This is a genomic window from Oculatella sp. FACHB-28, from assembly GCF_014696015.1.
Taxonomy (GTDB): Bacteria; Cyanobacteriota; Cyanobacteriia; order Elainellales; family Elainellaceae; genus JAAUTN01.
This window is the reverse complement of the sequence record NZ_JACJPJ010000015.1, coordinates 1-10,045: the sequence shown is the minus strand read 5'-3', so window position 1 is coordinate 10,045 and position 10,045 is coordinate 1. Positions and strand designations below refer to the sequence as shown.

14 protein-coding genes and 3 pseudogenes are annotated in these 10,045 nt (G+C 45.6%); 7 read left to right on the top strand and 10 right to left on the bottom strand.

The genetic code is table 11. The features are described from left to right. A pseudogene (locus H6F88_RS00430) lies at positions 1-117 on the bottom strand (IS6 family transposase); the annotation flags it as partial. A gap of 131 nt (positions 118-248) precedes the next feature. On the opposite strand from H6F88_RS00430, the pseudogene H6F88_RS00425 reads away from it, so the two are divergent. Further along, a pseudogene (locus H6F88_RS00425) lies at positions 249-581 on the top strand (DDE-type integrase/transposase/recombinase); the annotation flags it as partial. On the opposite strand, the gene H6F88_RS00420 reads toward H6F88_RS00425, so the two are convergent. The 3 genes from H6F88_RS00420 to H6F88_RS00410 all read right to left on the bottom strand — a co-directional run bounded on the left by H6F88_RS00420 (position 578) and on the right by H6F88_RS00410 (position 2,364). After that, positions 578-1,276, bottom strand: a complete 699-nt coding sequence (locus H6F88_RS00420; RefSeq protein ID WP_199333386.1) for an alpha/beta hydrolase — start codon at positions 1,274-1,276, stop codon at positions 578-580. The pseudogene H6F88_RS00425 and the gene H6F88_RS00420 sit on opposite strands and share 4 nt — an antisense overlap. A gap of 26 nt (positions 1,277-1,302) precedes the next feature. Next, positions 1,303-1,974, bottom strand: coding sequence for a M24 family metallopeptidase (locus tag H6F88_RS00415; RefSeq protein WP_190640785.1), 672 nt, complete (start codon positions 1,972-1,974; stop codon positions 1,303-1,305). A gap of 180 nt (positions 1,975-2,154) precedes the next feature. Beyond that, entirely contained in the window at positions 2,155-2,364 is a 210-nt protein-coding gene (locus H6F88_RS00410) for a hypothetical protein (protein ID WP_199333385.1), read from the bottom strand. A 178-nt stretch (positions 2,365-2,542) separates the two neighbouring features. Here H6F88_RS00410 and H6F88_RS00405 point away from each other — a divergent pair, with 178 nt between their 5' ends. Continuing rightward, positions 2,543-3,094, top strand: coding sequence for a TetR/AcrR family transcriptional regulator (locus H6F88_RS00405; protein ID WP_190640784.1), 552 nt, complete (start codon positions 2,543-2,545; stop codon positions 3,092-3,094). Between the two features lie 416 nt (positions 3,095-3,510). Here H6F88_RS00405 and H6F88_RS00400 read toward each other — a convergent pair whose 3' ends face one another. Continuing rightward, positions 3,511-3,849 (bottom strand): helix-turn-helix domain-containing protein, encoded by a 339-nt coding sequence (locus H6F88_RS00400; RefSeq protein WP_190640783.1) that lies wholly within the window; start codon positions 3,847-3,849, stop codon positions 3,511-3,513. Between the two features lie 115 nt (positions 3,850-3,964). Between H6F88_RS00400 and H6F88_RS00395 the strand changes: the two genes are divergently transcribed. The 5 genes from H6F88_RS00395 to H6F88_RS00375 all read left to right on the top strand — a co-directional run bounded on the left by H6F88_RS00395 (position 3,965) and on the right by H6F88_RS00375 (position 6,627). Next, positions 3,965-4,192, top strand: coding sequence for a CDGSH iron-sulfur domain-containing protein (locus H6F88_RS00395; RefSeq protein WP_190342884.1), 228 nt, complete (start codon positions 3,965-3,967; stop codon positions 4,190-4,192). Between the two features lie 157 nt (positions 4,193-4,349). Beyond that, positions 4,350-5,096, top strand: a complete 747-nt coding sequence (locus H6F88_RS00390) for a pirin family protein (RefSeq protein WP_199333384.1) — start codon at positions 4,350-4,352, stop codon at positions 5,094-5,096. 161 nt (positions 5,097-5,257) lie between these two features. Continuing rightward, the gene (locus H6F88_RS32985; RefSeq protein ID WP_242050328.1) at positions 5,258-5,506 is read left to right on the top strand and encodes a hypothetical protein; all 249 of its coding nucleotides are present in this window, start codon (positions 5,258-5,260) and stop codon (positions 5,504-5,506) included. A gap of 17 nt (positions 5,507-5,523) precedes the next feature. Beyond that, positions 5,524-6,156 (top strand): LysE family translocator, encoded by a 633-nt coding sequence (locus H6F88_RS00380; RefSeq protein WP_190640781.1) that lies wholly within the window; start codon positions 5,524-5,526, stop codon positions 6,154-6,156. 147 nt (positions 6,157-6,303) lie between these two features. After that, positions 6,304-6,627, top strand: coding sequence for an antibiotic biosynthesis monooxygenase (locus tag H6F88_RS00375; RefSeq protein WP_190640780.1), 324 nt, complete (start codon positions 6,304-6,306; stop codon positions 6,625-6,627). 112 nt (positions 6,628-6,739) lie between these two features. Here H6F88_RS00375 and H6F88_RS00370 read toward each other — a convergent pair. The 5 genes and pseudogenes from H6F88_RS00370 to H6F88_RS00350 form a co-directional block, all read right to left on the bottom strand. Next, positions 6,740-7,450 (bottom strand): annotated as a pseudogene (locus H6F88_RS00370) (IS6 family transposase). A gap of 159 nt (positions 7,451-7,609) precedes the next feature. Then, entirely contained in the window at positions 7,610-8,071 is a 462-nt protein-coding gene (locus tag H6F88_RS00365; RefSeq protein ID WP_190640779.1) for a VOC family protein, read from the bottom strand. A 239-nt stretch (positions 8,072-8,310) separates the two neighbouring features. Then, positions 8,311-8,787: a VOC family protein gene (locus H6F88_RS00360; RefSeq protein ID WP_190640778.1), complete on the bottom strand. Its 477-nt coding sequence runs from the start codon at positions 8,785-8,787 to the stop codon at positions 8,311-8,313. A 279-nt stretch (positions 8,788-9,066) separates the two neighbouring features. Continuing rightward, positions 9,067-9,801: a DUF1579 family protein gene (locus H6F88_RS00355; RefSeq protein WP_190640777.1), complete on the bottom strand. Its 735-nt coding sequence runs from the start codon at positions 9,799-9,801 to the stop codon at positions 9,067-9,069. Positions 9,802-9,861: 60 nt separating this feature from the next. Further along, positions 9,862-10,045: VOC family protein (locus H6F88_RS00350; protein WP_190640776.1), on the bottom strand; the 184-nt coding region annotated here is incomplete at its 5' end.

The window sequence follows — 10,045 nt, the reverse complement described above, 5'->3', positions numbered from 1 at the left end:
CTGCATCATCTCCTCTAGGTCTCGGTAGCTGAGGGAATAACGGCAGTACCATCGCACATTCAACAGGATGATTTCGGGCAGAAAGTGCCGCCACTTAAACACAGAAGCAGTAGACATAAGAGGAGGAGAAGGCAAGGTTAGGTCTATTTACCTTACCACTCACCAGTTTTTGCGACATAACCCCCTGATATATATGTCTTAGATCAATCGCTGGGTGTTGAGGTACGCCCCGGAGTTAGACAAACGAGATAACCGTCGAGAAAAATGCGGCTTACCCGGTCGCGATGGAGGCTCTCAAAGGAGATGAGACGACCCTTGCGGTATCTGCGAAGCAGCGCGACCAGGAGACCGAATTGCGCCAGAGCAAGTATTTGAATAACGTGATTGAGCAAGACCATCGAAACATCAAGCGCCTTGTGAAACCGATGATGGGGTTCAAGATGTTTAATAGTGCCAGAAGAACGTTGAGCGGAATCGAGGCAATGAATATGATTCGTAAAGGGCAAGTCAAAGAAGTCAAACAAGGGAACCCTGTGTCTCAAGCAAAATTTATCGAATCAATCTTTGGAATTGCTGCCTAGAACAACGCGAACGATACAGATTGTTCGCCATTTAGAAATCTTTGCGACACAACCAGAAATTCTTGTGCTGCTCTCCTAGCCCATTTAGAGTTAATTGTTCGATCTTCTGTACAAATAACATACGAATGAGATCCCTTGCTCGGATAATTCTGCAGGGGAAACACTTCACTCAGTGCTGCTTCCGGATGTAGCAGCCTTCGAATGCTCAACGCCCACTTCGCTACCTCTGGAGTGCAATCGTGAAACAAAAAGTTTAATGCCAGTTCATCATCTTCAACGAGGTTTTTTCCCATTTGAGTAGCTGTTACCCAAGCCTCTGCCCACGATGACTCAAACATATCGAAGCTTTCATCAAACATTTGTTCAACAATGCTCGTTCCTGGCTTGGGAATGAAGGAGGCAAGATACACAAGATGGTGAACTTGCCGTAGACTAGCAACGAGCGGAAGAAAGATACCACTGACCGAATGCCCAACTAAAATGATATCTTCATCAACCACATCAAGTTCTCGGACGATCGTCTGTGCATACTGCATTCCACTGATATTTCTACCAGTTGGCAAATCTACTTTTATTGTTTGGTGTCCTAAACTCTTAAGCTCAGGAACCAGCAAATTCCAGCAGTCCGAATTCTGAGTCGAACCATGTATCAAACAAAATTGGCTCATTGCATGGATAGTACGAAGGGCAAACACTGTTTTGCTGACTGCATGAGAGCTATCTAGTCACATAAAATATCTTCATAGAAGCCTCCAAAGGATTTATCAGGATGCCTAATTTGGATTTCCAACACCCAGAGGTTAGGAGATGGATGAAAGGGAACTGCAGATAGTTTTCCGGCATGATAAGCCGTATGCGGAAAATCCGCTAAACGATGACCGTCCATTCTCAAATTCAATATCCAACCTAGCTCACGAGCAATTTGTGCTGCAAACTCGTAAAGCGCCTGACCACTAGTCGATTCGGTTCTCCATTTGTCCGCTACTAAACCAAAAATTCGTTTAGTATCGAGGGCGCAACGCTTTAGCTCAGGATTAGAACCTGTCACAAACGTATGTCCTGCATCTCCTTCATAACCATTCCAGACTGGTGCAATGTCAATAAAGTAGATGTCATTCTCACCGAGTTTAACTCCGGGTTCTGGCGTTTCAAACAACGTTTTGGTGGTGTTCAGTCCAAAATGGACATACGGCTTATGCCAACCTTGCCGAGTTCCCATTTCCTGAAGTGTAGTTTTGACGATTTCATTTGCCTCCTCTTCTAGCATTCCGACATAAATCCGTTCTGATATTCTGTTGATTGCTTCCCACGTCTTTGCACGGGCTGCAAGAAAATCCTCCAGTGAGAAGTTATCTTTGTGAGCCTCAATGTTCAAAGTTTCATCTATAGCCATAACTTCTACTTCCGTTGAATGTGGAGCGCATCAAACCCAGTCACTTAGACTCACCACTTGCGATAAGGCAAGAACTTACCATCCATCGTGACTTTGACCCGATTACCGCGTCGTTGCGGTAGAGATTGTAAGCCTAGTGGTATTCCATCGTGCGGGCAACTTCGGGGATAAAGGACTCGTCTAGTGGATAAAATGATGCAGGTTGCCGTTGTGTAGCTCCTGCCGAGTACCAAACCCGCCGGGAATCAGAAACGCATCCATCGATGGGTGATCGCTGAATCCATAGTTTGGTAACACGGTGAATCCTGCCTGCGTTTGAGTCGGACGTAAGGTTTTGCCAATGAGAAAGATATGCAACTCCGGGTCAAAGCGCCGTGCTACAGAAAACACGCCATAGGGAGGCGCATAATCAATTACTTCCGCATCCTTAAAGACGTGATACCCAAGCGAAAGCCTGCAATTCTCTGGGTCATAAACTGCTCCTTAGCAGATGTACTGAACGTTCGTTAAAGTAACCGTACTGAACGTTCGTTAAAATGTCAAGCAATAGAAATTACCATTTCAGGCAATGTCTAGAGAAAAACTTGTCGGTCAGTTAATTGATGCATTTCGGCTATATGGCTACGATGGAGCGAGCTTGTCCTGTCTGGCAAAGGTGACGGGTTTGGGCAAAACTAATCTTTACCACTATTTCCCAGGTGGCAAGGAGGAAATGGCTGAAGCTGCATTGGAACGAGTGAATACCTGGTTAGAGACTTGTATTTTGCAGCCCCTCAGCAGCAATGCATCGCCGAGCGACAAATTACAGATGATGTGTGACCAAGTGAGCAAGTTTTTCAACGAGGGACAAAACTCTTGTCTATGGGCTGTTTTAGCCCTAGAACGCTCGAGCAATGACCTCTTTCACAATCAAATTAAATCAGCCTTGTCACAATGGATTGAGGCGATCGCAGCCGTACTTAAGGAGGCTGGATTAGAGGCTCACTCAGCCAGACATCGCGCTGAAGATGCTGTTTTGCGGATTCAAGGTGCTTTAGTGTTAGCGCGAGGACTAGATGACACAACCCCTTTTCAACGTCTGATGAAGACGCTTGCCGCTGAATTATTGAAAAGTCAGTAGCTGCGATTGCCTTACTACTTGCTCTAAACAACATGTCTAAAGCGAAAAAATAAGTAATAAGAACGAAAAATTATTTGTCAAACTCATCTGATATCTTAAATTCATCCTTTGCAAAGGTTGGAAACTTCTCCTAAAAGCTCTGTAGCTGAGACAAGCAGTAGGAGCAAACCTTTAGATGCAGGGGTGATTGAAGAGTTGCTGTCATGAGATGCAATTAGCACTTAACCAAAGCCCGAAATGGCGTAAATTCGTTAACCAGTAAATGTAATTGTGGGGATACGACCAAAGTTTTAGTACAAATTTCCTACTCTCAAACCCCTACCCTGCAATAGTTTCAGTCTAATTGCACTTCATAAAAACAACCTTTCAATCACCCCAACAAGGCGCGATCTCAATATTAGAGTCACCTTCAGTAATTAAGGTTTCAAACTTGCGACTTTCTGCCACTTCTGGGCAATCTTGTCTATCAACGCTAACACTTGAGCAAGGTCTTCGCCGCGCGCTGCTAAACCATAAGTGACTTGAGGTGGAATTGTAGGCTTGTAATCCCGATAAATGATGTCTTCCTCCTCCAGCATCCGCAATCGTTCTGTTAGAACTTTCGCTGAAATGCCAGCGATTTTACGTTTTAGCTCTCCAAAGCGAGTTGGACCATTATTACTTAATAGCCAAAGAATATTTAGTGTCCAGGAACCAGCTATCAAATTTAGAAGCTGTGCCGAGGGGCATTCCATATGTTCTTCAGAAAGTGACATGAATAGTTTCTCAGCAGTTTTTCAGTTACTTTCAAGTACCTACTTTACTTTTTATATTAGTTACTTATAGTAAGTAATGCAAGCCTTTATAACTCTTCTACCAGAGGAGAACACGATGACTGAAGCAACAAAAATCACGACGCTGGATAACGGTCCCTTCTTAGTGACTGGTTCTGTTTTACTCACAGATGCTCAGGGAAATCAATTTCATGCAGAACGAGAGACAATCGCGCTTTGCCGGTGCGGAGGCTCTACCACGAAGCCGTTTTGCGATGGCGCTCACTCAAAGCTGGGCTTTCAGGCAGCAGAACGGGCAGTTCAGCAACAAGATAGCCAACTTTAGGTATATGACTAACAGTTACCGTATGACGAGTACACCCCACCCCATCCCAGCGGTCGAGCTATCTCCGCAATTAATTGATGGTCGTCAGCCGATTGCGTCTAGGCGTGGTCAAGTCGTTCGCGCGGGAAGCGGCGTAAGAAACATTGTCACTATAGGGATGGATGAGCTGCCTGACCTGGATCCATTTCTCCTGTTTGCAGAGTTCGGCGGCGCGGGGCCGGAGGACTATATTGGCGGATTCCCCGATCACCCACACCGCGGTTTCGAGACGGTCACCTATGTGGTGGAAGGTCGGCTCAAACACGCAGACAGCCACGGCAACGGGGGTCGGCTCGGTCCGGGCGCGGTGCAGTGGATGACAGCGGCGCGCGGATTGATCCATGCGGAAATGCCCGACCAGGCGTCCGGTCCGCTCCGTGCCTTCCAGCTCTGGATCAATCTGCCCGCGCGCAACAAGATGGACGTGCCGCGCTACCAGGACATTCCCGCCGAGCAGGTTCCGAGCTTAGAGCGCGACGGCGTTAACGTCAAAGTGTTGGCGGGCACCGCCTTCGACCTGAGGAGCCCGATTGACGCGGGTCCAACCGATCCGGTCTTTCTCGACTTGACGCTCGCGCCCGACTCGAAGATCGCTGTGCCGCTTCCTCGTGGGCATCAGGTCTTCGCCTACGTCTACAAAGGCTGCGCCTGTTTCAGTGAACAGGAGGCGCGCGCCGAGACGATCACGCTGTTCTCAGACGGAGACCATCTGGAGGTATCAGCTCGCGAGTCGACCCGGCTGCTGCTGCTGGCAGCACGGGCGATTGGCGAACCAATCGCCCGGCAGGGACCGTTTGTGATGAACACGCCTCAGGAGATCCGGCAGGCTTTCGCCGACTATCAGGCGGGACGGTTCAGCTCTTGACCGTTCCGGTGCAGACGGGTTGTGTTGCAGAAAATGACAGGATTAAGGGCTTGTTGAAAGAAAAAGTAAACAACCGTCGCCTTTAAGACGGTCGTTGTTTACTCACTAGACGCTCAAGGGAATCCATTTCATGCAGAACAAGAGACGATTGCGCTTTGCCGATGCCGAGGCTCTCCTACGAGACCATTTTGCGATGGCACTCACTCAAAACGCAGTCCAACAATTCCCATGAACCCGACCATGGAGAATTAGTCGGTTATGATACGAAAGTCACTCGTGGCAGACGATGGGCAGCGTTAGGCTGTTTTGTGCAGCTTATCGATTTAGTTTTTTATCCAGCTTTTAGAATTGAAGAGACTAAGCCTACACTTTGGGTATCCGTGCTTAGTGAAAACTTGATTTTTGGGTAGTTACAACCGAGTTAGTCATGACAGAATCTAGTTTGCTATTGTTTCTGATAGCGTCGCTCCTTGTAATCATTACACCAGGGCAAGACCTGATCCTGGTGATGTCGCGTTCTCTCATCCAAGGTTCGACTGCGGGTGTGGCAACGGCTGCGGGTGTTAGCTCAGGTCTTCTTGTCCATACAGTACTGACAGCGCTAGGGTTAGGCGCGATTTTGCAGGCATCAGAACCATTATTTTTCACCCTAAAGCTTTGCGGTGCAGCCTATCTCATTTATCTGGGTGTGAAATTGCTTCGCACTCGTTCAACCGAGATCGAACTCCTTGCTGCGTCGAGAGTGAATAAGCCACTTGGGCAGTTGTACCTTCAAGGTGCATTCTCGAATCTATCGAATCCAAAAATTGCAGTGTTTTACTTTGCATTTTTGCCACAATTCATTTCAGCAGAAGTACAATATCCAACCTTTTATCTGTTGGGGTTAGGAACAGCTTTTGCTGTGCTGACGTTTGTGGTAAAGGGTCCAATTGGTTTCTTTGCTGGGTATTTGTCGGAGTGGTTGCGATCTCGTCGAGCAGTATTAACATGGATGCATCGAACCAGCGGCGTTGTACTGATGGGTTTAGGGCTACGCTTAGCATTTGAGCGCAAGGATTGAGAAAGCCGTCTAACAACAGCAGTAGAGCAGATGGTATAGAGGTTATTAGCAGAAGTTAAAGTTAATCTGCTGCTGCTCACATTTGCCGACGAGTGTTTAATATCAAATTCAATTTTTATTGTTGGTTTAGTGATAGCAAGTTAAGCAATGATTGAGCGCCGTTGGCATGGAAAAGTACCTCAGCATTTAAGCGAGAAGTTTTTTCACTACCTTGTTGATACTGGTGTGCGTGAAACCATTCAACTCCCTGGCAATCTAGGAGCGCGGGTATTGAAGAATGAAAAAGATGAATGGGTGCATTTTGTCTTAGTGACTTTTTGGCGTTCAATGGAAGATATTACTGCGTTTGCAGGTCAAGACTTATCAAAGGCAGTTTTATATCCTGAGGATGAGAAATACGAGTTAGTTCCAGATCTTCACGTCGAGCATTACGAGGTTGTAGAAGACTTTCAACCTGGGGTTGAAACTTGAAGTAATCTAACGCAAGATAAGCAGGTGGATAAGAGCACTAGTGACAGCGATCGCTTGCGGTTGTGTCGCAAGAACTTGTTAAGGAGAAACGATCGGTATCGTTTGCATTCCCTTAAGCAGCAATTCCAAAGATTGTTTCGATAAATCTAACGTGAGAGACAATATCCCCTCGATCTATGCCTTTCACTTGCCCTTTGCGAATCATATTCATCGCTTCGATTCCGCTCAACGTGCTTCTCGCGCTGTTAAACGTCTTCAATCCCATCATCGGTTTCACAATTCGCTTGATCGATCGATGGTCTTGCTCAACCACATTGTTCAAATATTTGCTCTGCCTTAATTTGGTCTCTTTTTCAATCGTCTCATCTGCTTTGAGAGCATCTATTGCCACTGGATAAGCAGTATTCTTGTCCACCGTAATCACCCGTGGAACTCCAGTGTGCTGTGCTTTGAGCACTTTACGAAAGAAGCGTGCCGCTGCCTTGCTATCTCGTTTGGCACTCAGCATGAAGTCCAGCGTATTGCCCTCTGAACCTACAGCACGATACAAATACTTCCACTCTCCTTTAATTGAGATGTAAATCTCATCCATCCGCCATGAATTATTCGTTGGCTTGAGGTGAGGACGAATGCGTTTGTCCAGTTCTGAGGCATACTTCAGCACTCAACGATTGATTGTAGAGTGGTCCACTTCTACGCCGCGTTCTTGCGCCATGTCTTCCAAGTCTCGATAGCTCAAGGAATAGCGTCAATACCAGCGCGCGTTGAGCAGGATGATTTCAGGCAGAAACTGTCGCCACTTAAACAGAGCAAAAGTAGAGATTTGAGGGTAGAGAGGAGAGTGTAGTCCTGCTTACCCTACCACTAGCTGGTTTCTGCGACACAGCAAAATTTACTGTTCTTGTTGTGTAAGACTGATCAAAATCTCATTCACCCTGACATTGCAACTTTGCCGTCTAATGGTCGTGCCATTGGAGTTACCTTAAAGATTCAGTTCTTGAACCAATTCAATTAAATTGCCGTTATTGTCTTTAATAAAACAGACGGTGAGTCCGAGTTCTTCGTCGATCACAGGCTCCAAAACAACCTCGACATTGTGGTGTTTGAGTTCTATTGCGATCGCATCAATGTCATCTACAGTGAAGGCAATGTGCTTATACCCTTGAGCCAATAAATCATCTGGAACGTTGGCGGGGAATGGCTGAGTTCGAGCTGAGTTTTCACGCTCAAACATTTCAATCCGAAATCCGTTGAGTTCTAAAAATACTTGGTGGGTCGAGAGTTGAGGTAGTTCTCGTCTTAAGGTCGTCGTAAACCCCAACTTGTCTTGATACCACTGAATAGTTTCTTCTAGATTGGGAACAGACAGTGCAACGTGATGAGGTCGTAAACTAGCAAGAGATGTAGCCGTGTTAGTAGTTTGAGTTTGCGCTTGAACAGCCATGGTTTCAGCATTGAAACCTATAGATAAGTGCTGTTGCTGAATTCCTAATCCGCTCAGTAGAAGCATGCTTATCAAGGCAATTAGAATAGTTTTTAAAGGACGTTGCATTTTAAAAGTTCCTTATAGATGAAATAAACGATCCTTTTTACTGAATAGTGTGTAGGTATATTCAATGGACTAAGAACTCCCTATCCCCTGGATACTGAAATACTGGCTCAACACTTGATGTAATTGTTTTACTATTTGGTATGACCTGTCTGTAGATAATTGAGGATTTGATCGTTCTTCTCCCAATAAGCAACTAGATTGCCATCCATATCCTGAAAGGCGGTCACCTTTGTTCCTAAATGTGGTAGAAAGTTGCTCTCCCACATCAACTCTACGCCCTTCGCTTTTAATTCGGCATCTGCGGCAGCACTATCATTGACAAAAAACACGAGATTGCGTAACCCAGTAATTTGTAAATGAAATGGTGGATCTTGACGTTCAGGCTCCAGGTTAATCGGTTCTGGATAGTGAATAAGGTCAATGTAAAGCCCAGTTTTCTCCATTAAAGCAAGTTCAATACCTTCGATCGCAGCAGTACGGTAATTGAGGGTGAAGCCCAGTTTGTCGCTGTACCAGGCGATCGCTTCATCCAAATTCATTACCGACACTGCTACATTAACAAGCTGTAGACTGTCAATTCCTTTGCTTTGAGATTGACTCTGAGCCATAGTATTTCTTCCATTAGTTTGACAAGTTCAGGTTAATCAATGCTGTTAAGCAGTCACATTATTAAACCAGCAATCATTGATCCTACGTTTTCTAGGCTATAACCGTTGGAAACGCTAGATTTCCTTTTGGGACTTACGTTGCCGGGTTAATATGTCCGGTAAAAACCACAGTATGTAGCCCTATCCACTCAATAAAAACATGCTCATCAACACCATTGGGATACTTTTTAAAGAACGTTGCATTCTAGAATTTCTGATAAATGAATTGGGAAATTCTCTTTATTGCATACGTATGTAGGTATATTGAATGGCTAAAAACTCTCTATCTCCTGGATACTGAAAATACTGGCTTAACACCTGGTGTTGGTCGTTCTGCAAGTGCAGAACATGGCGCAGTTTGGTGGAACGCCCATCAATTTGTGAAGTCAATCCTGGAAAAGGATAGGTCATACCAAAACTGATGTTATTTCCCTCAACTGCAATGTTGCGAAAGCTCATTAGCCCAGGTGTGCGAGTATCCATCGATGACAATTGATATTCCTGATCCAGAGGTTGGTAGGTGTAAAGAGCAAGTCGTGTAAACGGTTGATTATTGCTTGTTCCTTCCATGATTTCAAATAGTGTCGTGCAATCTTCTAGCCAATAACGACGTGCAGTAATGTCATTAAATTCAATGGGGGTTGCGTCAGCTGTAAATCGCGCAGTTTGTTTAACTCGGAAAGATCCAATCATTGGCTGAAGTTTGCGATGAAACTCACTATGTAGCCCTAAACGCTCGTTTGCGCTCATTTCTGGGGAAGCAGTTCGATTCATTGTTGCAGCAGAGCAGACTCGAATTGGGGTAGTTATGTTCTGATTTTGAGTGATGGAGCTCTGAGCGATCGCAACAGGAAGACTGAAGTGAAGTAACGGAATCCCCAGAATAAGCGAGACCATGAAGGCAATTATGCTACTAAAAACGGCTGTGCGTTGTGTCGTAAGGATATGAAAAGGGCTTCTGATACGGCTGAGCATGATTACTACTAATAAGTAAGATGATCGGATGTGAAGGCGAGGATGGAGCAAGAATGCTTATTAGGGAAGATCGTTGTAGAGTTCCAAGATATTGCCGTCGATGTCTTTAAAATACACAATGCGAATGCCTGGTGGATCGTAGGTCACAGGCGGACTGATAAATTCAACTCCACGATCGCTGAGAGTCTCATAGGCGCGATCGACATCATCTACTGCAAACGCTAAGTGTCGCCAACCTTGCGAG

Bases quoted from the DNA above. Each gene is read 5' to 3' on its own strand.
- H6F88_RS00375 (WP_190640780.1), top strand. From the start codon at position 6,304: ATGATTGAGCGCCGTTGGCATGGAAAAGTACCTCAGCATTTAAGCGAG.
- H6F88_RS00405 (WP_190640784.1), top strand. From the start codon at position 2,543: ATGTCTAGAGAAAAACTTGTCGGTCAGTTAATTGATGCATTTCGGCTA.
- H6F88_RS00400 (WP_190640783.1), bottom strand. From the start codon at position 3,849: ATGTCACTTTCTGAAGAACATATGGAATGCCCCTCGGCACAGCTTCTA.
- H6F88_RS00360 (WP_190640778.1), bottom strand. From the start codon at position 8,787: ATGGCTCAGAGTCAATCTCAAAGCAAAGGAATTGACAGTCTACAGCTT.
- H6F88_RS00395 (WP_190342884.1), top strand. From the start codon at position 3,965: ATGACTGAAGCAACAAAAATCACGACGCTGGATAACGGTCCCTTCTTA.
- H6F88_RS00390 (WP_199333384.1), top strand. From the start codon at position 4,350: ATGGATGAGCTGCCTGACCTGGATCCATTTCTCCTGTTTGCAGAGTTC.
- H6F88_RS00365 (WP_190640779.1), bottom strand. From the start codon at position 8,071: ATGGCTGTTCAAGCGCAAACTCAAACTACTAACACGGCTACATCTCTT.
- H6F88_RS00355 (WP_190640777.1), bottom strand. From the start codon at position 9,801: ATGCTCAGCCGTATCAGAAGCCCTTTTCATATCCTTACGACACAACGC.
- H6F88_RS32985 (WP_242050328.1), top strand. From the start codon at position 5,258: ATGCCGAGGCTCTCCTACGAGACCATTTTGCGATGGCACTCACTCAAA.
- H6F88_RS00415 (WP_190640785.1), bottom strand. From the start codon at position 1,974: ATGGCTATAGATGAAACTTTGAACATTGAGGCTCACAAAGATAACTTC.
- H6F88_RS00380 (WP_190640781.1), top strand. From the start codon at position 5,524: ATGACAGAATCTAGTTTGCTATTGTTTCTGATAGCGTCGCTCCTTGTA.